The sequence below is a fragment of the Methylorubrum subtropicum genome (genome assembly GCF_038442325.1).
Taxonomy (GTDB): domain Bacteria; phylum Pseudomonadota; class Alphaproteobacteria; order Rhizobiales; family Beijerinckiaceae; genus Methylobacterium; species Methylobacterium subtropicum.
Genome location: NZ_JBBXMW010000003.1, coordinates 410,614 through 431,077, shown reverse-complemented (window position 1 = coordinate 431,077; position 20,464 = coordinate 410,614). Strand labels below are relative to the sequence as shown.

General features: G+C 71.0%; 21 protein-coding genes, 2 tRNA genes and 1 pseudogene. 12 read left to right on the top strand and 12 right to left on the bottom strand.

Going from position 1 to position 20,464, the window contains the following annotated elements:
- The 6 genes and pseudogenes from AAHG03_RS07035 to AAHG03_RS07010 form a co-directional block, all read left to right on the top strand.
- Positions 1–242 (top strand): annotated as a pseudogene (locus AAHG03_RS07035) (hypothetical protein); the annotation flags it as partial.
- 236 nt (positions 243–478) lie between these two features.
- Positions 479–1,753 carry a COG3904 family protein gene (locus tag AAHG03_RS07030; protein ID WP_342149742.1) on the top strand — a complete coding sequence of 425 codons (1,275 nt, stop codon included), beginning with the start codon at positions 479–481 and terminating at the stop codon, positions 1,751–1,753.
- A gap of 295 nt (positions 1,754–2,048) precedes the next feature.
- Positions 2,049–2,780 (top strand): thiamine phosphate synthase, encoded by a 732-nt coding sequence (locus AAHG03_RS07025; protein WP_342149741.1) that lies wholly within the window; start codon positions 2,049–2,051, stop codon positions 2,778–2,780.
- Between the two features lie 179 nt (positions 2,781–2,959).
- Positions 2,960–3,766, top strand: coding sequence for a bifunctional hydroxymethylpyrimidine kinase/phosphomethylpyrimidine kinase (gene thiD, locus AAHG03_RS07020; protein ID WP_342149739.1), 807 nt, complete (start codon positions 2,960–2,962; stop codon positions 3,764–3,766).
- A 19-nt stretch (positions 3,767–3,785) separates the two neighbouring features.
- On the top strand, positions 3,786–3,992 hold the full coding sequence (locus tag AAHG03_RS07015; RefSeq protein WP_342149738.1) for a hypothetical protein: 207 nt from the start codon (positions 3,786–3,788) through the stop codon (positions 3,990–3,992).
- Between the two features lie 135 nt (positions 3,993–4,127).
- Complete coding sequence (locus AAHG03_RS07010) at positions 4,128–4,757, top strand: helix-turn-helix domain-containing protein (RefSeq protein WP_342149737.1); 630 nt, start codon at positions 4,128–4,130, stop codon at positions 4,755–4,757.
- 182 nt (positions 4,758–4,939) lie between these two features.
- Here AAHG03_RS07010 and AAHG03_RS07005 read toward each other — a convergent pair whose 3' ends face one another.
- Together AAHG03_RS07005 and AAHG03_RS07000 are read right to left on the bottom strand one after the other, a co-directional pair.
- Positions 4,940–5,986 carry a MaoC family dehydratase gene (locus AAHG03_RS07005; protein ID WP_342149736.1) on the bottom strand — a complete coding sequence of 349 codons (1,047 nt, stop codon included), beginning with the start codon at positions 5,984–5,986 and terminating at the stop codon, positions 4,940–4,942.
- A 194-nt stretch (positions 5,987–6,180) separates the two neighbouring features.
- Complete coding sequence (locus AAHG03_RS07000; RefSeq protein WP_342149734.1) at positions 6,181–6,471, bottom strand: YggT family protein; 291 nt, start codon at positions 6,469–6,471, stop codon at positions 6,181–6,183.
- Between the two features lie 122 nt (positions 6,472–6,593).
- On the opposite strand from AAHG03_RS07000, the gene AAHG03_RS06995 reads away from it, so the two are divergent.
- Positions 6,594–6,669: transfer RNA gene (locus AAHG03_RS06995), tRNA-Ala, on the top strand.
- 198 nt (positions 6,670–6,867) lie between these two features.
- A complete protein-coding gene (locus AAHG03_RS06990) occupies positions 6,868–7,893 on the top strand; it encodes a patatin-like phospholipase family protein (protein WP_342149733.1) in 1,026 nt (341 codons plus the stop codon).
- 184 nt (positions 7,894–8,077) lie between these two features.
- Here the strand turns inward: AAHG03_RS06990 and mnhG are convergent, their stop codons facing one another.
- The 6 genes from mnhG to AAHG03_RS06960 are packed head-to-tail and all read right to left on the bottom strand — an operon-like array spanning position 8,078 to position 14,093.
- Entirely contained in the window at positions 8,078–8,419 is a 342-nt protein-coding gene (gene mnhG, locus AAHG03_RS06985) for a monovalent cation/H(+) antiporter subunit G (RefSeq protein WP_091947793.1), read from the bottom strand.
- Positions 8,416–8,700 carry a K+/H+ antiporter subunit F gene (locus AAHG03_RS06980; RefSeq protein WP_342149732.1) on the bottom strand — a complete coding sequence of 95 codons (285 nt, stop codon included), beginning with the start codon at positions 8,698–8,700 and terminating at the stop codon, positions 8,416–8,418. Before AAHG03_RS06980 ends, mnhG begins: the two co-directional genes overlap by 4 nt.
- Entirely contained in the window at positions 8,697–9,197 is a 501-nt protein-coding gene (locus AAHG03_RS06975; protein WP_342149731.1) for a Na+/H+ antiporter subunit E, read from the bottom strand. The genes AAHG03_RS06980 and AAHG03_RS06975 overlap by 4 nt, the downstream gene beginning before the upstream one ends.
- Positions 9,194–10,789 carry a monovalent cation/H+ antiporter subunit D gene (locus AAHG03_RS06970; protein ID WP_342149729.1) on the bottom strand — a complete coding sequence of 532 codons (1,596 nt, stop codon included), beginning with the start codon at positions 10,787–10,789 and terminating at the stop codon, positions 9,194–9,196. Before AAHG03_RS06970 ends, AAHG03_RS06975 begins: the two co-directional genes overlap by 4 nt.
- Positions 10,786–11,154, bottom strand: a complete 369-nt coding sequence (locus AAHG03_RS06965; protein ID WP_342149727.1) for a Na+/H+ antiporter subunit C — start codon at positions 11,152–11,154, stop codon at positions 10,786–10,788. The genes AAHG03_RS06970 and AAHG03_RS06965 overlap by 4 nt, the downstream gene beginning before the upstream one ends.
- Positions 11,154–14,093 carry a monovalent cation/H+ antiporter subunit A gene (locus AAHG03_RS06960; protein ID WP_342149726.1) on the bottom strand — a complete coding sequence of 980 codons (2,940 nt, stop codon included), beginning with the start codon at positions 14,091–14,093 and terminating at the stop codon, positions 11,154–11,156. The genes AAHG03_RS06965 and AAHG03_RS06960 overlap by 1 nt, the downstream gene beginning before the upstream one ends.
- 233 nt (positions 14,094–14,326) lie before the next feature.
- On the opposite strand from AAHG03_RS06960, the gene AAHG03_RS06955 reads away from it, so the two are divergent.
- The 4 genes from AAHG03_RS06955 (at position 14,327) to AAHG03_RS06940 (ending at position 16,324) form a co-directional block, all read left to right on the top strand.
- Complete coding sequence (locus tag AAHG03_RS06955; RefSeq protein WP_342149724.1) at positions 14,327–14,791, top strand: c-type cytochrome; 465 nt, start codon at positions 14,327–14,329, stop codon at positions 14,789–14,791.
- Positions 14,792–14,846: 55 nt separating this feature from the next.
- Positions 14,847–15,095, top strand: a complete 249-nt coding sequence (locus tag AAHG03_RS06950) for a DUF7241 domain-containing protein (RefSeq protein ID WP_342149722.1) — start codon at positions 14,847–14,849, stop codon at positions 15,093–15,095.
- Positions 15,096–15,251: 156 nt separating this feature from the next.
- Entirely contained in the window at positions 15,252–15,734 is a 483-nt protein-coding gene (locus tag AAHG03_RS06945) for an Hsp20 family protein (protein WP_342149721.1), read from the top strand.
- A gap of 101 nt (positions 15,735–15,835) precedes the next feature.
- Positions 15,836–16,324, top strand: coding sequence for a hypothetical protein (locus tag AAHG03_RS06940; protein WP_412759722.1), 489 nt, complete (start codon positions 15,836–15,838; stop codon positions 16,322–16,324).
- Positions 16,325–16,369: 45 nt separating this feature from the next.
- Here the strand turns inward: AAHG03_RS06940 and AAHG03_RS06935 are convergent, their stop codons facing one another.
- The 4 genes from AAHG03_RS06935 to AAHG03_RS06920 all read right to left on the bottom strand — a co-directional run bounded on the left by AAHG03_RS06935 (position 16,370) and on the right by AAHG03_RS06920 (position 20,389).
- On the bottom strand, positions 16,370–17,719 hold the full coding sequence (locus tag AAHG03_RS06935) for a TAXI family TRAP transporter solute-binding subunit (protein ID WP_342149720.1): 1,350 nt from the start codon (positions 17,717–17,719) through the stop codon (positions 16,370–16,372).
- Positions 17,720–17,848: 129 nt separating this feature from the next.
- Positions 17,849–17,941 (bottom strand) — tRNA-Ser (locus AAHG03_RS06930).
- A 13-nt stretch (positions 17,942–17,954) separates the two neighbouring features.
- Positions 17,955–18,797: a glycosyltransferase family 2 protein gene (locus AAHG03_RS06925; protein WP_342149719.1), complete on the bottom strand. Its 843-nt coding sequence runs from the start codon at positions 18,795–18,797 to the stop codon at positions 17,955–17,957.
- A gap of 62 nt (positions 18,798–18,859) precedes the next feature.
- A complete protein-coding gene (locus AAHG03_RS06920) occupies positions 18,860–20,389 on the bottom strand; it encodes a class I adenylate-forming enzyme family protein (RefSeq protein ID WP_342149718.1) in 1,530 nt (509 codons plus the stop codon).
- Between the last annotated feature and the right edge of the window lie 75 nt (positions 20,390–20,464).

Below are 20,464 nucleotides of genomic sequence, written 5' to 3'. Positions count from 1 at the left end.
TGCGGGTAGTGCGCGCCCACTGGTCCATTGAGAACGACCAGCACTGGCTCCTCGACGTCGCCTTCCGCGAGGACGACATCCTCACCCGCAACGTCACCACCGCCCAGAACCTCGCCCTGCTGCGCCGACTGGCCCTCGCCATCCTGCGCCAGGACACCGCTAAGGGCTCCTTGCACACCAAGCGGCAACTGGCCGGATGGGACGACGACTTCCTCGCCGACCTCATCACCCAAATGCGATAGCCCTGGGATGAGGGGGAGGGGTGGGAGCAGCACACCCTGTCCGCGACATAGTGTCGACCCCGAGGAGCATCGTCGCCTCCACCGCACCACACAAAAAAGATCCTCCTGCCGCCTGTGGCCTTCGCGATACGGCCCGACCCCGGCCGCGGTTCGACCCTGGCAGGGGCCTTGCTTCGCCCGATCCACAAGGGACACTGGCCGGGTCGGACAACGATCCGGACCTTGTGGGGGCGACGATGGCGGCTGGCTCGCGGCTTTTTTCGCGCGGCTCGAAGTGTGTCCGGTGGGGCCGTTCCACCGGTCTCGCCTGCGCCGTGGCGGCCGGCTTCCTCGCCATCCTCAGCGGGCAGGGGCCGGTGCGCGGCTCCGTCGATCGCGCCGGGATCGCGCCCTCGGCGCACATCTTCGAAACGCTGGTGGCGCAACCCGAATCCGCCCCGACCCGCGTCGCTGTCGGGCCGGGGGGCCGCGACGTGCGGCTGGCCGGCGAACTCACCGACGGCGTGGCCGAGCGCCTCGCCCGGCTCCTCGACGCCAGCCCGCAGGTCGAGCGCATCCACCTCACCAGCGAGGGCGGGCTCGTGGACGAGGGCGCGGCCATCGGCGCGCTGGTGGCGCGACGCGGCCTCGTCACCTACGTGCCGGACTACTGCGTCTCCGCCTGCACGCTCGCCTTCGTGCGCGGGCGCGAGCGTCTGGTCCTGCCGGGCTCCCGGCTCGGCTTCCACGCGCCCTACGAATCGGGCCCGTTCGGGATCGAGATCGAGGCCGACAGCGCGCCCGAGCGCGCCGCCTACCTCGCCGCCGGGTTGGAACCGTCCTTCGTCGATGCCGCCCTGAGGGTGCGGCCGGACGAGCTGATGATCCCCGACGCCGCCCGGCTGGTCACGGCCCGCGTCGCCACCGGCGTGGTCGATGCCTACCGCTTCCCCGATTCGACGCTGGACGACGGCCCCGACGCCGAGCACGCCCGCAGCGTGATCCTGCGCGACGTACTGGTGCTGGCGAGCCTGGAGACGAAGGCGCCGGCCGTGATCGAGGGCATCGCCGCATGGTATCTCGACGGCTACGCGCGAGGGCGCTCGGAGGGCGAGGCGGTCGACGGCATCCGCCGCATGGCGGCCCGCGCCGTCGCGGGGGGCTTACGGACGGCGGAGCCCGGCACCCACGTCGCCCTCGGCCGCCTGACCCTGCGGACGCTCGACCGGATCGGGCCGGAGCGCGAGGACGCCTGCGCCGCCGCCGGCGAAGGCATCGGCGCCGTTCTGGCCCGTGGCGGGCTCGCCGAGCCCGATCTCGCACTCGCCCGCGCCGCCCTGCGCCATGCGATCTTCCCCGAGACGGCCCCGGACGCCCCCGAGCCGGCCCCGCTCGCCAGCCGCGACTGCGCCGGCCTGCGCCGCGCCCTCACCGCGGCGCTCGCCCTCCCGCCGGAGGACGCCGCCGGGGCGTTGCATCCGCTGCTGTTCCCCGAGCCGGCGCTGGCGCATGTGACCGCACAAGCGGAGTGAGGGGTGTCGCAGGGCTGGCGATGCTCCAACCCTCCCCCTCATCCTGAGGTGCTCGGCCGAAGGCCGAGCCTCGAAGGAGGAGCTCTAGGGATCGCACGCGGGCTGGAGCCCTCCTTCGAGGCCCGCCAAGGCGGGCACCTCAGGATGAGGGGTTTTGTTTGGAAGAGCCCGTCGAGAGACTTCGGCAGAAAAATCACAGCCTTTGCCGCCGCGGGACCTCGTGAGCCCGCGCCCCCGATTGCACGGCACGCGGCCCCGGCTCTAGACCCGGAGGGACAGAAGCGGGACACCACGAATGAGCCTTGGAATCGCAAGCGGATCGGGCACGGGGCTCGGCCTCGCGCGGCCGGCCGCCCCGGTCGCGGTCGATCTGCGCCTCTACGGTCTGCTCGATGTCGGCGTGCTCGGCGGCGACGGCGCGGTGCTGGCCGATCTCGCCGCGGCCTCGGTCGCGGGCGGGGCGACCCTGCTGCAATACCGCGAGAAGGACATCGCGGACGCCCGCGCCGCGCTCGCCCGCATCCGGGCGATCCACGCCGCGGTGGCGGGCCGGGTGCCGCTGCTGATCAACGACCGGATCGACCTCGCGCTGGCCGCCGGCACCGAGGGGGTGCATCTCGGCCAGTCCGACCTGCACCCGGAGGAGGCGCGGCGGCTGCTCGGGCCCAAGGCGATCATCGGCCTCACCGTGAAGAACGGCGCTCAGGCCGACGAGCTGTATCGCCTGCCGATCGACTACGCCTGCATCGGCGGCGTCTTCGCCACCACCAGCAAGGACAACCCCGACCCGCCGGTCGGCCTCGACGGGCTGCAGCGCATCGTCTTCCGCGCCCGCCTCGCCCGCGGCCAGGGCCTGCCGCTCGGCGCCATCGCCGGGATCGACGCGGGCAACGCGGCCTCGGTGATCCGCGCAGGCGCCGACGGCGTGGCGCTGATCGGCGCCCTGTTCAAGGGCGGCGACACGGAAGGCTGGGCGCGCGACCTGCGCGCGCGGATCGACGAGGCGCTGGCCGCAAGGGCGGGTTGAGGGCGGTTCGGGGGCGATCACAATGGCTTGAACCGCCCCGCCGTCATTGCGAGGCGGGGCGCGGGCGAAACCACAGGAACCGGCGCTGGATACGGTTTCAACCCCTGGCCGGATCGCCGCCCGGCCCAATGTGAAGACTCGGCAACGAAGACCATCGTGACAACAGGGAGGCCCCCAGGATGACCGCCATCGCCTTGACCATCGCCGGATCGGATTCGAGCGGGGGCGCCGGCATCCAGGCCGATCTCAAGACCTTCGCCGCGCTCCGCGTCTACGGCGCCAGCGTCATCACGGCGCTGACGGCGCAGAACACCAACGGCGTGCAGGGCGTCCACGCGGTGCCGCCCGACTTCATCGCCGCGCAGATCGATTCGGTGTTCTCCGACCTCAAGGTCGGCGCGGTGAAGATCGGCATGCTGCCGAGTTCGGACGTGATCCGCGCGGTGGCCGAGAGCCTGCGCCGGCACGCCCAAAACATCCCGGTGGTGCTCGACCCGGTGATGGTGGCGGCCTCCGGGGATCGGCTGATTTCGGAGGAGGCCGTCGAGACCCTGCGGGCCGAGCTGATGCCGATGGCCGACATCGTGACCCCGAACCTCCCCGAGGCCGCGACTCTGCTCGGCGAGGCGGAGGCGAACCACGAGAACGAGGCGGTGGGGCAGGCCCGGCGCCTGCTGGAGCGCGGGGCGCGGGCGGTGCTGATCAAGGGCGGCCACGGCGAGGGCCGCGAGAGCGTCGATCACCTGCTCGGCCGCGACGGGACGCTCCGCCGCTTCGCCGCCCCGCGGATCGAGACCCGCAACAACCACGGCACCGGCTGCACCCTCTCGGCCGCCGTCGCGGCGGGGCTCGCGAAGGGGCTCGGGCTTGCCGAGGCGGTGGCGCGCGCCAAAACCTACGTCACCGAGGCGATCCGGACCGCCGACAGCCAGCAGGTCGGCCACGGCCACGGGCCGCTGCATCACTTCCACGCCCTGTGGCAGTGAACGGACACGGAGAAGGGGAATGGTGAAACCGCCGACGCGGGACGGTCAGCACGGGCGCCGCCCCCACGGCGCGGCCCGCCACGCGCCGCGGGCCGGCGAGGCCTCGACCGAGATGCGCAACCGCCTCGCGCTCCACCGCTTCACCTATAGCGGCGGCTATGACGGCTACGAGGGCCGGATGATCCTGCGGCCGGACGTGGCCAAGCCCTCGGGCTCGAAGGGCTGAGCGAACTTCGGCCGATTGCGTTTGACAAAGCGTACGTCCGTTCGGATAACGGAACGATCTCCATGATGTGACGCGCGAACCCCGCGCCGGATCGGCTCGACGCCCCGGCAGGCCGCGCATCGGCGGATCGGCAGGATGCAGGACATCACGGCAAGCCTCGAGCGCGGACGGCCGAAGGATCTGGCGAGCGGCGCGCAGGTGCTGTCGGGCCAGCTCGGCAAGACGATCCAGCGCCTGCGCAAGGCCTACAACCTCTCGCTCTCCGAACTCGCCGAGCAATCCGGCGTGGCGAAGTCGATCATCTCGCAAATCGAGCGCAACGAGACCAACCCGACGCTCGCCACCATCTGGCGCCTGAGCCAGGCGCTCGACGTGTCGATCGAGCGGGTGCTGGCCACCTCCGACGAGGAGCCGTTCATCGAGCGCTTCTCCCGCGCCGACACCCCGCGCCTCGTCTCCGAGGACGGCAAGGTGCGGCTCGCCATCATCGGCTGGATCAAGACGGTCGAGTGGCTGCAATGGTACGACGTCACCGCCGATGCCGGCGGCGTGCTCGATTCCGACGCCCATCAGCGCGGCTCGGTCGAGTCTCTGTCGGTGACGGAGGGCACCTTCGCCGTCGAGGTCGCAGGCGAAGTGCAGCGCGCTGGGCCGGGCGAGACCCTGCGCTACCGCTGCGACCGGCCCCACAGCGTGCGCTGCGTCGGCGACGGGCCGGGCCGGGCCACCATGGTGGTCATCATGAAGGCCGCGGTGATGGAGTGACGACGGCTCCGGCCGGCGTCTCCCATCCATCCCCCTCATCCTGAGGTGCCGCGAAGCGGCCTCGAAGGAGGGGTCCAGCGGATCGCGCGACTTCTGAAGGCCTCCTTCGAGGCTCCGCTTCGCGGAGCACCTCAGGATGAGGGGAGTTGTGGGAGAACGGCCCCCGCGGGGGCCGTCGTCTCTCAGCGCGGGATGAACGCCCAGTAATCCAGATCGAGGATCACCGACGGGTCGTAGCCGTCGCCCTGGCGGCCCGGATGGTTGCCGCAGGGCTGATTCTTGGCCGCGATGGTGCGCAGGCGCAGCGCCCCGATGTCGGACCGGCCGGGCAGTTCGGCGGTCTCCAGCACCTCCGACCATGCATAGACCGTGTCGCCGGCAAACAGCGGGGCGACGTGGCGGCCGGCGTTGATGCCGCCGATGGCGAAGGCGTTGGCGAGCCCGTTGAAGCTGAGCGCGCGGGCGAGCGAGATGACGTGGCCGCCGTAGATCAGCCGCTTGCCGAACTTGGTCTCCTTCGTCGCCACGGCGTCGAAATGGACCTTTGCGGTGTTCTGGAACAGGCGCGTAGCGATCTGGTGCTCGGCCTCCTCGACGGTCATGCCGTCGACGTGGTCGATCTTTTCGCCCACCGCGTAATCCCCGAAGAGATGCGGGCTGCCGGCCAGCGCCGTGTCGTAGGCCGAGGCGTCGAGCGGGGGCAGGGCCTTGGCGAGGTCGGCCGGATCGACCACCTTGGCCAGCGTCGGCACGTGCTCCTCGGCGATCTTGGCTTCCGGGTCGCGCTTGCGCACCAGCACCCAGCGGCAATAGCTCAGCACGGTCCGGCCCGAGGAATCGGAGCCGGTGGAGCGCACGTAGACCACGCCGGTCTGGCGGTTCGAACTCTCCTTGAGACCGATCACCTCGGAGACGGTGGACAGCGTCTCGCCCGGATAGACCGGCCGGTGGAAGCCGCCCTCGGCGTAGCCGAGATTGGCCAGCGCATTGAGCGAGACGTCGGGCACGGTCTTGCCGAACACGACGTGGAAGGTGAGCAGGTCGTCGAGCGGGCTCGCCGGATAACCGAGCGCCTTGGCGAAGGCGTCCGAGGACTGCACGGCGAAGCGCGGCCCGTAGAGGGCGGTGTAGAGCGCGACGTCGCCGGTGGTGACGGTGCGGGGGGTGGCGTGGCGGATGGTTTCGCCGAGGCGGAAATCCTCGAAGAAGCGGCCCGGATTGGTCTTCATTCTCGCGTCCTCGCCCTCGCGTCTGTGGTTCGCCGCCCGAGCCCCGTTTTCTGAATACGGTATCCAGAACCGGGGTTCAGGCCCTTGTGGCGCCTCGATCTTTCGAGGCCGGCGACCACCCTTCGGACTGACGCTCTAGCAACGGGTCCGGGCGCAGCGCAATGCCACGCTCGGGCCGATTCTCCGCCGGGCCGTCAGACGACCATGGAGATGTAGATGTCGGTGATGAGCTTCTGCGCGAACAGCAGCAGGAGGATGAGGATGATCGGCGAGATGTCGACGCCGCCGAGGTTGGGCAGGAGGTTGCGGATCGGGCGCAGCACCGGCTCGGTGACCCGGTAGAGGAATTCGCCGATCTGCGAGACGATCGGGTTGCGCACGTTCACGACGTTGAACGCCACGAGCCAGCTCAGCACGGCACTCGCGATGAGGATGTAGATGTAGAGCTGGATGACGGTGTTGATGAGCCAGAGAAGGGCGTTCATGCGGGCTGTACCGGTCCTCGCCGCCCGCGTTCCGACCCGGCGCGGGATGCGCGGGGCTCGCGGGTCATTTCCGGAATTGACAGGGCGAAGCGGACAAGCCTAAAAGGCACCCGCCTCGGGACGGGGCTGTAGCTCAGATGGGAGAGCGCCGCAATCGCACTGCGGAGGTCAGGGGTTCGAATCCCCTCAGCTCCACCAGGTTCCTCGCTCGGCGAGAGACCAAAGGTGGCAAGGATTTAGAGGGTTTTTACCTCAGTCCACAATCGTACAGATCAACAGTTCGGGTTTCGAAAGGACAAGTCCTTTCGCGGGTCCAGGGCGGAGCCCTGGGAAACCTCAAGCGTCCTCACGGCCTTCTCCGTCGCGATCCCGCACATGGAAGGCACGACGCTTCGCATGCACGACACCCCACGCCCGCGCGACGGCGCGCTCGTTCTCAGCGGCGGCAATGCGCTCGGGGCGTATCATGCCGGCGTGTTCGAGGTGGTGGAGGCGCGCGGGCTTCGGCCGGGTTGGGTGGTCGGCGCCTCGATGGGGGCGATCACCGGTGCGATCATCGCCGGCAACCCGCCGGAGCGGCGCGTGGCGCGGCTGCGGGAATTCTGGGACGAGGCGACCCAGCATACGGGCCTGAGCGACGAGCCGATGCTCAAGCCGCGGCAATATTCCAACGCGCTGCACGCCCTCCTGGCACTGGCCTGGGGCCGTCCGGCGATCTTCCGGCACCGGTTGCCGGGGCTGTGGTCGGCACTGCCGTGGATGCCCAACGATGTCGCGCTTTTCGACCACGCGCCGCTGCGCGACACGCTGAACCGGCTGGTCGATTTCGAGCGGCTGAACGGCGGCGAGACCCGGCTCACGGTGGGCACGGTCGATGTGACGAGCGGGGAGGAGGTATTTTTCGACACCCGGCGTGAGCGGGTCGTGCCGGAGCACATCCTGGCGAGCGCAGCGATCCTGCCGGCCTTCCCGCCGGTCGAGGTGGAGGGGCGGCTGCTGTGCGACGCTGGCTACACCAACAACCTGCCGCTCGATCCGCTGTTCGCGCCCGAACCGGAGCGCGACCTGCTGTGCATCGCCTCCGACCTGTTCAGCCTGAGCGCGCCGCGGCCGAAATCGCTCGATGCGGTGCTGGAGCGGGCCAACGACCTGATCTTTGCCAGCGCCGGGCGGCGGGCGATCGCCGGGCTCGCACGGGAATACGCGCTGCGGGAGCGGTTGAAGCCGGACGGGCCGGCGGTGCGGCTGATGCACGTCACCTACAAGGCCGGGGCGGACCAGCTGGCAGCCAAGAGCTTCGATTTCTCGCCGTCGTCGATCCGGGACCGGTGGGAGGCGGGGCGTCGGGATATGACGGTGGCCGCGGAGCGGCTCGAGAGAGTGCCGGCGGGGGGAGGACGGTTCGTCTACGAGAGCGTGTGAATTGTCTCGCCCGCCTTCCCACCCTCACCCTCATCCTGAGGTGCGTAGCGTAGCGAAGCCTCGAAGGAGGGCTCCAGTACGCGCGCGATAGGCTGGAGCCCTCCTTCGAGGCCGCTGCGCGGCACCTCAGGATGAGGGGATTTGTTGGGAGAGGCCCGTCGCGAGGAGCATGTCTCGGCCGGTCTCAAACCTCCGGCGGCGCGTCCGGATTGCCCTCGAAGCGGTCGCGGTGGGCGGCGGTGCGGGCGAGCAGCAGGAGCGTCACCGGGGTCGTCACGGTGAAGAAAAGGCCGATCAGCGCGTCGCGCAGGACGAGGCGGTCCTCGATCAGCGAGAGGAGCAGCATCGAGCCGCACAGGATCAGGGCCATGCCCAGCGTCGCGCCGAGCGAGGGAGCGTGGACGCGCTCGTAGAACGTCTTCAGGCGGATCAGGCCGAGTGCGCCAACGAGCGCGAAGCCGGCGCCGGTGACCGTCAGCAGCACGACGAGGCAGGCGGCCCAGATCGGGAGTTCGGCGCCGTTCACTGGATCACCTCGCCCTGCATCAGGAACTTGGCCAGGGCCACGGTCGCGGTGAAGCCGATCATGCCGATGATCAGCGCCGCCTCGAAATAGAGGCCGCTGCCGGTGCGCATGCCGTGGACCACGATGGCGAGCATGCCGTTGAGGTAGAACGTGTCGAGGCCGAGGATCCGGTCCTGGGCGCGGGGGCCGCGCAGCATCCGCCACGCGGCGAGCGCCATCGCGAGCACCAGCAGGCCCTGGGCGAAGCCGAGGCCCCAATCGAGGATCGTCACGCTGCTCATGCCGGCACCTTCGCGAAAATCTCCATGAGGGGGCGCTCGTAGCGGTCCTTGATCCGGGCCTTCCAGTCGCTGTCCTCGGTGAAGTCGAGGACGTGGAGCAGCAGGCAGCCGGTGTCGGAATCGTACTGCACCCAGAGCGTGCCGGGGGTCGCCGTGAGGATCACCGCCAGCACCGTGAGGCCGGCGGGCTCGCGCAGTTCCAGCGGCACGGTGATGAAGCCGGTGCGGCGCTCGCCCGGCCGGGGATTGAGGATGACGCGGGCCACGTCGATGTTCGAGCGGACCATGTCGTAGAGGAAGACGCCGAGCAGCCGGGCGATGGCCGAGGGCGCGCGCAGGCGCACCGGTCGAGGCTCCAGCGCGCGCATCACCGCCGGGACCGCGAGGCCGACGGCGAGCGCCAGGAGGACGTTGCCGGGGGTCGGCGGCGCGTTGAGCAGCAGCCACGTCCCGGTGAGCGCCAGCGACAGCAGCGGATGGGGCAGGATGCGGCTCACCGGCCTCCTCCTTCGCCGAGCACGGCCCGGACGTAATCCTGCGGCTGGGCGAGCCACGTCACCGTGGCATCGGCGTAGGCGAGCACCGGCCCACCCCACAGCGCCAGCGCCATGCAGGTGAGGAGCAGGCCGGCGATCGCCAAAAGTTCGGGGGCGCGCAGCACCGGCGCGGGGTCGTCGCTCGGCACCCACAGGCTGAAGATGCCGAGCCGCACCAGCGGCATCAGCGTGCCGAAGCTGGAGAGAGTCAGCGCCGCGATCAGCCCCCAGGCGGAGGCCGTCATCGCCCCGCCGGTCAGGCCGGAGAACATCGCGAGCTTGCCGACGAACCCGGCGAGCGGGGGGATGCCGGCCAGCATCAGCGTGGCGACAAGGAAGCCCACGCCGAGGATCGCCACCGCCGAGGGGATGGCGCGGCCGACTTCCGTGGCCTCGGGATCGTCGAACGGATCGCGGTACTCGTCGGCGAAGACGGGTTTGCCGGCCTCCGCCGGGTCGCGGCCGCGCTGGAGGATTTCGGCCAGCAGGAACAGGGCGCCGGAGGCGAGCGTCGAGCCGACGAGGTAGTAGAGCGCGCCCGACAAGGCCCGCTCGCTGCCCGTGCCGAGGGCGGCCAGCACCGTGCCCGACGAGATCATCACGGCGTAGCCCGCCGCGCGCGTCAGGTCGCGGGCGGCCAGGATGCCGATTGTCCCGAAGGCGATGGTGGCGAGCCCCGCGGCGAAGAGGACGGTCTGACTGAGGCCGGCCGACAGCCCCTCGCCGAACAGGAGCAGGCTGAGGCGGACCACGACGTAGACGCCGACCTTGCTGAGGATGGCCAGGATCGCCGCAGCCGGGGCGCTCGCCGCCGCGTAGGTGGTCGGCAGCCAGAAGCCGAGGGGCCACGCGCTGCACTTGATCAGGAAGGCGATGCCGAGGATGGCGCAGCCGACCTCGAACAGGCCGAGTTCACTGAGCGAAGGTGCGGCGAGGCGCCTTGCGAGGTCGGCCATGTTGAGGGTGCCGGTGGTGCCGTAGATCAGGCTGACGCCGACGAGGAAGAACAGCGAGGCCACGAGGTTGACCGCGATGTAGCCGAGGCCGGCGCGGATGCGGACCTCGCCCGAGCCGTGCAGGACGAGGCCATAGGAGGCCGCCAGCATCACCTCGAAGAATACGAACAGGTTGAACAGGTCGCCGGTGAGGAAGGCGCCGTTCACGCCCATCACCAGCAGCAGGAACAGGCCGTGGAATCGCGGGCCGGCCCGGCCCCAGCGGGCGAAGGAGAAGACGAGGGCGCAGAGACCCAGGATGGCGGCCAGCACCAGCATCATCGCAGAGAGCCGGTCGGCGACCAGCACAATGCCGTAGGGCGCGGTCCAGTTGCCTAGGCGGTAGACGTCCGCGGCCTCGCTCGCGTGGCCGACGAGGACGACGGCGATACCGAGCAGCACCAGCATCGTGACGAGGCTCAGGACGGCCTTCAACTCGCGGCGGCGCTCGTCCATCAGGAACATCGCGCCCGCGACCGCGATCGGCAGAACGATCGGCAGGACGACGAGGTGGTCGGACCACGCGCTTCCTTCAGTGATGGCGACGGGGCCGATCATGGGTGGGGGTTTCCCGGATGCGGTTCCGCGCGGTGGGGCTCATAGCCGTCGACGTGGTCGCTGCCGGTGACGCCGCGGGCGGCGAGCAGGACGACGAGGAACAGGGCGGTGAGCGCGAAGCCGATGACGAGGGCGGTGAGCACCAGTGCCTGGGGCACCGGATCGTCGACGGAGACGATCTCCGGCACGGCGCCGAGCACCGGCGGCGCGCCAACGGTGAGGCGGCCCATGGCGAAGATGAACAGGTTGACGGCGTAGCTCAGCAGCGAGAGGCCGAGCACGACTTGGAAGGTGCGCGGGCGCAGCATCAGCCATACGCCGGAGGCGGCGAAGATGCCGATCCCGGCCGACAGGACGAACTCCATCAGGCGGGCTCCTTCTCGGCCTTGGCTTCCGCCTCGGCCTCCGCGGCGCGGGTGCGGCGCAGGGACTGGTGGGCGAGCGCCACCAGCATCAGGGCGCTCGCGCCGACGACGAGGACCATGATGCCGAGATCGAACACCAGCGCGCTCGCCACCGGGACCTTCCCGAGCACCGGCGGCTCCCAGTAAGTGAAGAAGGCGGTGAGGTAGGGGCGCCCGAACAGCCAGGAGCCGGCGCCCGCAAGCGCCGCGATCAGCATGCCGGCGCCGATCCACGAGATCGGCTGGATACGCAGCCGCTCCTCCACCCACTGGGCGCCGTTGGTCATGTATTGCAGCATGAACGCCACCGTCATGGCGATGCCGGCGGCAAAGCCCCCGCCCGGCAAGTCGTGGCCGCGCAGGAACAGGTGCAGCGCGAGGAGGACGATGAACGGGAACAGCCACGTCGTCACCACCTTGGGCACGAGCAGCGCGTCGGCGGTGGTGTGGCCGGGCTCGCGGCCCTCGCGGGCGTGGTCGTAGGCGTCGTAGCGGACCTGTTGGGCCGGGCGCTCCAGGCTGTCGGGGGCGGGTCGAAACCGGCGCAGCAGGGCGAACACGGTGAGGCCGACGACGCCGAGCACGCAGATCTCGCCCAGCGTGTCGAAGGCGCGGAAATCGACCAGCAGCACGTTGACGACGTTGCGCCCGCCCGCCTGCGGATAGGCTTCCTCCACGAACCAGCGGCTGATGCCGTCCACTGCCGGACGGGTCATCACCGCGTAGGCGAGCCCGGCAAGCCCGAAGCCGACGAGGCCGGCGATGCAAAGATCGATAAGGCGGCGGCGCTTGCCCCGCGCTTCTTCCGAGGCCGGGACCGGAATCGCCGCGTCGCGCTTCGGGAGCCAGCGTAGCCCCAGCAGCAGCATCACGGTGGTGACGATCTCGACGAGGATCTGCGTCACCGCGAGGTCGGGGGCCGAGAGCCACAGGAAGGTGAGGCTGCTGACGAGGCCGGCGCCGCCGACGAAGATCGCCGCCGAGAGCCGGTGGTACTTCGCCCGCTCCGCCGCACCGATGGCGCAGGCGGCGCCCACCAGCCACATCAGGGCGAAGGCGGGATCGAACTGCGTGATTCGCCCCGGCGCCGTCAGGTCGAGCCCGCGGGCGGCGCCGGCTGCGAGCGCGACGGTGAGCGCGGTGAGGAACAGGATGCGCAGCTGCGGCTGCAGCCGCTCGGTGCCGAGCTTGCCCTCACACCAGCGGGCGCCGCGCACGAGGCCGGTCATCGACTTCTCGAACAGCCAGCCGCCGTCGAGCCGGTCCATCAGCCAGGGGCCGCCGCGGGGGTTGGTGTTGATGCGCTTGCCGAACACGAGATAGAGCACCACGCCGCCGACGAGCGCCGCGACGCTCATGGCGAGCGGCGCGTTGAAGCCGTGCCAGATCGCGAGGCTGTAATCGGGCGTGCGCTCGCCGAGCACCGCCCGCACCGCGCCCGCCAGCACCGGGCCGATGGTGAGGTTCGGCACGAGGCCGATGGCGATGCAGGTGAGCACCAAGGCTTCGATCGGGATGCGCATCCAGCGCACCGGCTCGTGGGGGGCGTGCGGCAGATCGTGCGGGGGCGGTCCGAAGAAGGTCTGGCGGATGAAGCGCAGGGAGTAGAGCATGGTGAAGGCGCTCGCGACCGTCGCCAGCACGGGAAGCGCGAGGTGGAGCGGGTGGTCGCCCGCGTTGTCGACGGCCTCGGAGAGGAACATCTCCTTCGACAGGAAGCCGTTGAGCAGCGGCACGCCCGCCATGGCGGCGGCGGCCACCATGGCCAGCGTCGCGGTGTAGGGCATCGCCCGCCACAGGCCCGAGAGGCGGCGCATGTCGCGGGTGCCGGTCTCGTGGTCGATGATGCCGGCCGCCATGAACAGCGAGGCCTTGAAGGTCGCGTGGTTCACGACGTGGAAGATCGCGGCGACCACGGCCAGCGGCGAATCGAGCCCGAGCAGCAGCGTGATCAGCCCGAGATGGCTGATGGTGGAGTAGGCGAGCAGGCCCTTCAGATCGTGCTGGAAGATCGCCGACCACGCGCCGACCAGCATCGTCGCCATGCCCAGTCCGCCGACGATCCAGTACCACGCCTCGGTGCCGGCCAGCACCGGCCAGAGCCGGATCATCAGGAAGATGCCGGCCTTCACCATGGTGGCCGAGTGCAGGTAGGCGCTGATCGGCGTCGGCGCCGCCATGGCGCGCGGCAGCCAGATATGGAACGGGAACTGCGCCGACTTGGTGAGCGCGCCCGCCAGCACGAGGACCAGAGCGGGCAGGTAGAGCGGGCTGTTGCGGATCGCGTCGCCCGAGGCCAGCACCGTGTCGAGATCGTAGCTGCCGACGATCCGGCCGATCAGGATCATGCCGACGAGGAGGCACAAGCCCCCGGCGGCGGTGACGGTGAGGGCCATGCGGGCGCCGTCACGGGCCGAGGCATTGTCCGACCAATAGCCGATCAGCAGGAACGAGACGACCGAGGTCAGCTCCCAGAACACCACGAGCTGGATCAGGTTGCCCGAGAGCACGATGCCGAGCATCGCGCCCACGAACGCCAGGAAGTAGCAGAACAGCCGCGGCACCGGATCGGCGGCGGCCATGTAGTAACGGGCGTAGAGCACCACCAGCGCGCCGATGCCGAGCACCAGCATCGCGAACAGCCACGCCAGCCCGTCGAGCCGCAGGATCAGGCGGACGCCCAGCGTCGGCAGCCAATCGACCCCGACGGTGACGGGGGCGTCGCCGATGAACGGGTAGAGGCTCGCGATGCAGGCGAGGCTCACCAGCATCACGCCGCCCGCAAGCGCGGCGGCGGCGTTGCGGGCCGAGCCCGGCAGGCAGACCGCGACGAGGCTGCCGAGGAAGGGCAGGATCGCGGCGAGCGCGACGAGCAGCTGAGGCGTCGAGGCTGATGGCAAAGAACGAGGCTCGCGGGTCCGGGTTGTCACCCTCGCGGGTGTACCGTCATCCATCGGGGTCGGAACGCCCCGCGAAAAGCCCGCTGGCCGCCGGAATCGGCGGTTGTGCGGGCTTTTCGTCGAGGACACGGCGCTTCTAGCAGAACGAATCACGCGGCGTACCGCATCCCGCGTGCGCAGCGTCACCGTGGGTCATGCGCTCACGGCGCGGCGGCGCTATGTCGGACGGGCCCATGACCCATCGAACGCCGCGCCCGCTCCGCCTGCTGCTGCCGGCCCTCGCCGTCCTTCTCGCCGGCTGCTCGGACGACGCCGCCGAGCGCCGCCGGGCCTTGGGCGAGGCGCCGGCCTTCGCCGAGCTGATGCGGGTGGCCGATGCGGAGCGGGGCGGGCGCCTGTTCGGCCGGTGCGCGGCCTGCCACACGATCGAGCCGGGCGCGGGCGACCGGAACGGGCCGGGCTTGTTCGGCGTGATGGGCCGACCGGTCGCCGGCAACAGCCGCCGCTTCGGCTACACCACGGCGCTCCGCTCGGGCGGCGGCACGTGGACGCCGGAGCGGATGGACGTCTGGCTCACCGCCCCCGCCGCGATGGTGCCGGGCACCAGCATGACGTTTCCGGGCGTGCCCGATCCGCTCGACCGGGCGGACCTCATCGCGTTCCTGCGGACGCGGAGCGAGGGGGCGGCGCAGCGATAGTCGCGGCACAACGGCACGCCGCGGTGGCCCGGCGGCCGTGTGCGCGTTGACCGTCATGAAGCACAGTTCCGAGACGACCCGCCACGACCATCGCCCCGCGGCCGAGATCTGCCGCGCGCACGGCTGGGGCGAGGGCACCCGCCTCGTCGGCCGCGACGCGGTCGGCACGACGGTGATCGAGATCACCGCACTCGGCCCGCGGGTGATGCTCGCCCGCACCGTCAGCCAGGACCACCGCCCGGCGGCTTACGGCCAGGACCGCTCCTGGCGCCTGTCCGACCGCGACTGGCGCGAGGTGGCCTGAGACCGGAAGGCGGGCACCAGAAAATCTCCCCGAACGCCGGAACTCGAACCGATCGTCGACGTTCCCTGCGCGCGAGGCCTTGGCTCGCATGTTGGGCGCCGGACCGGGGTGTCCGGCGGCCCTCGTCATCACGTTGCTCTCAAGGAGGATGTGGTCATGAGGACCTTCGACTTTGCGCCGCTCTACCGTTCCACCGTCGGCTTCGACCGGCTTTTCTCGATGCTCGATCAGGCTGCCCGCGCGGAGCCGTCCACCCAGTGGCCGCCCTACGACATCGAGAAGGTGACTGACGACGCATACCGCATCACCATGGCGGTCGCAGGCTTCTCGCAGGACGAGATCGAGCTGACCCAGCACGACACCACCCTGGTCGTGACCGGCCAGAAGAAGGACCGGGACGAGGAGCGCGCCTTCCTGCACCGCGGCATCGCCGCGCGCGCCTTCCGCCAGACCTTCAACCTCGCCGACCATGTGAGGGTCATCGGCGCCAGCCTGGAGAACGGCCTGCTCGCCGTCGAGCTGAAGCGCGAGGTGCCGGAGGCGCTGAAGCCCCGCCGCATCGCCATCGGCGGCAATCAGGCCGCGGTCGGGCAGGACAACGCCCCGGCCCAGGTCGAGCATCGCGCCAAGGCTGCGTAACGAGTCCGCCTCGAACGACCGCCGTACCATCCTCGGGGGTGTAAACCCCCGAGGCCCGACCCTTTTCGTGCGCCGTCCCGCACCATCAGGGAGGATGATCCATGTCGATGAAGGAGACGCATCTCTTCCGTTCCCCCCCGGCGAACCCGTCCGGCACGCGGGCCGCCTCGTTCGAGGCGTGGCAGGCCGTCGTCGCGCCCGGCGACGTCTTCCGGCATCCGCGCGGAGTCCTGGCGCACCCGCATCTCTCCCGTGGCGACAAGCGCGCGATCCTGGCCTCCTGGGCGTCGGACGCCTGCGCCCTGGAAGGGATGCCGGGCCTGCGCTGCCTCACAGGCTGCAAGGCCGAGCCGGTCCCGGTGGACACCGTGCTGACCGCGCTAGCCGAACTCGACCGCGACGCCATCGTGGTGCCGGCCGAGCCGGTGCCGTCCCGCAGGCGGGTTCGGCGAACGACGAACCTGCGCCGATACCTCCGGCAGCGCCGCCGCGACGACGACGACGGTCCGCCGCCCTGTCCGGCCACGGTGCGGCCCCGGCCGCGGACCCCGTCGGGCACCGATTCCCTCGCCCTCGGCCTGCCGGCCTGACCCTGCGCCCCCGGAATGCGGGGGATCGCCCGCCACTGTACGGCGTCAGGCAGCCGGCCCCGCCGCCCCGGCGAGGGCGCGTCGCACCGTCGAGCGCGCCGCCTCGATGGCGACGTTGGCGGCCCCGAGCGTCCGCGGCTCCGTCGGTCGGTTCAGGGCGTGGCGCGCGATGCTGCCGGCGAGGTCGTCCACCTCGCCGGCCATCGCCGTCAGGCGCTCGCGGTCGGTCTCGCGGCGCGCCTCCGAGCGCAGTTCCAGCAGGCGGGCGGTGGCCACCTCGATCCGCTCCCGGCGGATGCGCCCGATGCGCTGCCGCAGCCACGCCGCGGTCGAGCCGAGGCCGCCGCCCAGGATCGCCACGAGGTAGATCCAGCTCTCGTAGCGCTCGATGAAGGTCTCCTGCTCCCGCTCGTAATAGTCGAGGGCGCCGGGGTGGATCGGCAGCCGCGCGCTGGTGGCGTCGGCCGTGTCCTCGTAGGCCGGGTGCCCGACATCCTCGGCGGCCGGCACCGTCTCGGCCAGGGCGGCGCGCATCTCGAAGAGATGCTGCGTCACCTCCGCCGCGACGCTGCGGGCGAGGTTCGCCCGCGCCATGAGCCGGTAGGACGAGCCCACCGTCGCGACGTCCTCGGGCGGCAGGCGCGGGTCGCCGCCATAGAGGGCCGCCGGCACCGTGACCGGCTGAAGCCGAGGCCAGCGCGCCAGCACCGCCGCGGTGTCGGGAAAGCCGAACAGCGCGACCTCCCCGTCCTCGCTCGCCTCGTGCACGAAGCCGACGAGCCGCCGCGCGGCCGGAGAATTCGCCGTCGTTACCAGCACCATGGCGTCGATGCGGCCCGCGCGGAACGCCGCGGTGACGTCGGCCTCCTCCACCGGGACCAGCACGACGGCCTTCCTGCCCGGGGCCTCGGTCGCGAGTTCGAGCCCGTGATGGCCGACGAGGTTGCCGATCAGGGTCCTGTCCGCCGTCCGGCGGGCCAGCAGGCCGAGCCGCTTGCCCGCGAGGTCCGGGATGCCCTTGATACCGGACGCGCCCGGCGCCGCGACGAAGGCGGCGAGGTCCCGCAGGACCGCGAGGGTGAGGCCGTTGCCCGGCATCGCGACATCGGGCCGGACCACCGCGAGGTCGGCCCGGCCGGCTTTCAGCGCCTCCGCGCTCTCGCTCACCCCGTCGAACGGGACGATCCTCAGGCGGATGCCGAGCTTGCGCCGGGCGAGTTCGTCGGCATAGGCGCGCAGCAGGGCCGGCTCCGTCCCGCCGTTCGGCGCCACCGCGAGGGTCAGGGTCGTGGGCCGTGTCAGATAAAGGGCCGCGACGGCGAGCAGCGCCAGCAGGAGCACCAAGCCGAGGGTGAGCCACACCCCGCGGCCATCCTTCAATCCCAGCTTGCGCACGCCCGCTTCCCCGAACCTCGCCGACCCACCCGGCGTGAGAGCCAAGTGGGCGAGGCGGGAAGGATTTCGAGGATACGGGCAACAAAAAAACCGCTGCAGCGCCAGAGGCTTACAGCGGCTTGAAACGGGTGGCGGAGACGGAGGGATTCGAACCCTCGATACCCTTATTAGGGGTATGCTCATTTAGCAAACGAGTGCCTTCAGCCTCTCGGCCACGTCTCCCCGCGCACCGGCTCTAGAAGCTCCGGGGCGGCGGGTCAAGCCGGTCGGTGCGCTCTGCCAGTGGGGCGAGGCCGGCACGGCTCTCGCGCGGCGTCGTGATGCGGCGCTCGTAGTGCTTGGCCACGCGCAGGTGGCGGGAGATCGCGTAGTTCATGGCGGTCAGGAAGCCGTAGACGCCGCGCACGAAGTGGCGGCGGCCGAAATACGCCTTCAGGAAGTTGCCCGGCAGCTCGACGAACACGCGCCACGCCGGGATCGTCACGCCGCGGGCATCGAGGTCGTCGGCCTGCTGGTCGGAATAGCGGTTGAGCTTGTCGAGCTGGTCGCCGAGCGAGCGCACCGAGAAATGGTGGATGCGGCCCTTCAGCCGGCCCGTGGTGACGCCCGGCCCCATTTCGACCCGGTCGTGGACCGGGGAGGGCGAGTAGCGGCTGCGGTCCCAGCGGTAGAGCCGCACCGGGCTCAGCACGTAGGCCCAGGGGTGCGGCCGGGTCTCGCCGGGGAAGATTTCGGCGATGTCGATGCGCCACGCCGCGTGCGCCGGCTCGCCGCCCGCGAAGACCGCGCGGATCGCGTCGGCCAAGTCCGGCGGCACCACCTCGTCGGCGTCGAGGTTGAGCAGCCACGGGTGGCGGCACTGCTCCTCGGCGAAGCGCTTCTGCGGGCCGTAGCCGGGCCAGTCGTTGTGGATCACCCGCGCTCCGAGGTTTTCGGCCAGCGCCTGCGTGCCGTCGGTCGAGCCGGAATCCACCACCACGAGGTCGTCGGTCAGGTCGCGCACCGCTCGGATCGTCGCGCCGATGCGATCGGCCTCGTTGCGGGCGATGATGAAGACGGAGATCGGCAGCGCGGACATTCGTTTTCGATTTCGCGGAGGCGCCCCGCTGTAGCCGTGGGCTCCCCCGCGAACAAGCGCGCCTAACTCTGGGGTTCCACGAGCCGCTTGCGCTGGACCTTGCCGTTGGCGGTGCGGGGGAGCGCTTCGAGGAAGCGGATCTCGCGCGGGCACTTGTAGCCCGCGAGCCGCTCGTTGCACCACGCGATCAGGGCTTGCGCGTCCGGCGTGCTATCGGCGCGCGGCACGACGAAGCCGGCGATCACCCGGACATCGGCCCGCACCGCGAGTTCCGCCACGCCGACTTCCGCCACGTCCGGATGGGCGGCGAGCACCGATTCCACCTCCACCGGCGAGACGCGGTAGCCCATGGCGTTCATCAGGTCGTCGTTGCGGCCGTGGAACCAGAGATAGCCGTCGGCGTCGAGGCTCGCGAGGTCGCCGCCCGCGAACCAGTCGCCGCGCATCACCGCCGCCTCTTCCTCGGGGCGCTGCCAGTAGCCGAGCATCAGCCCCGGCTCGGAGCGATGGACGGCGAGCAGCCCGGTCTCGCCCGGCGGCAGCGGTTCAGGGGCGTTCTCGACGGGGAGGATGGCGACGCAGCGTCCCGGCTGCGGCCGACCGGGCGAGCCGGGGCGCACGGGGATCGTCGGGCCGCTCGACACGTAGGTCGAGATCTCGCTCATGCCGAGCGCCTCGTAGAGCGGGATGCCGGTCGAGCCGGTCCAGCCCGCGAGCAGGTCGGCGCTCAGCGCCTCGCCCGCGGTGACGCCGTGGCGCAGGCTCGACAGATCGAAGGAATCGAGGTCGGCGTATTTGAGCATCTGCCGGTAGACGCTCGGCACCGCGGCGAAGATCGTCGCCCGGTGCGCCTCGATCAGACCCGGCCAGACGCCGCGGTCGCGCGGGCCGTTGTAGAGCACCGTGGTGGCGCCGCAGGCCCAGGGATCGGTGATGCCGACGCCGAGCGTGTAGGTCCAGTTCATGGTGCCGGCATGCAGCATCACGTCGGACTCGGTCAGCCCGAGCCAGTGCGCGTGCATCGGCCGCCGGCCCCAGACGGCGCGATGCGCATGGAGCACGCCCTTCGGCCGGTTGGTGGTGCCGGAGGTGTAGACCAGCGTCGCCGGATCGTCGGCGGCCGTGTCGGCGTAGTCGGCGATCGGTTCGCCGGCCTTCATCGCGGCGATGGCCTCGGCATCGAGCCACAGCCGCCCGCCCGTCTCCGCCGGCGTGTCGAAGCCCTGGCCGACCACCACCGCGGCGACGCCGGCATTGTCCATCAGGAAACCGGCCTCGTCGGCGGTGAGTTGCGGCGAGGAGGGGAGCGCCACGAGCCCGGCGGCGAGCGCGCCGAAATAGACCAGCACGTAATCCGCCTCGTTGCCCATGCGGATCATCACCCGGTCGCCGGGTTTCAGCCCGAGGCCGAGCAGGCCGGCGGCGATGGCGCGGACAATGCGGTCAGCCTCAGCGTAGGTGAGGCGTGCGGGCTCGCCCTCGCCGACCATCACCAGCGCCGTCTTGTCGCCGCGAAGCCGAGCATTGTCCGCGAGGCAGTGGCGGGCCGCGTTGAAGCGGGGCGGCGGGAGGCGGTCGTCGGGAATCGGCACGGGCGCGTCCGGTCGGGAGAGGACACTTAAGGTGTCCGCCGCCCGCCGGCCGTCAAGCTGGGCGACCGGGACGTA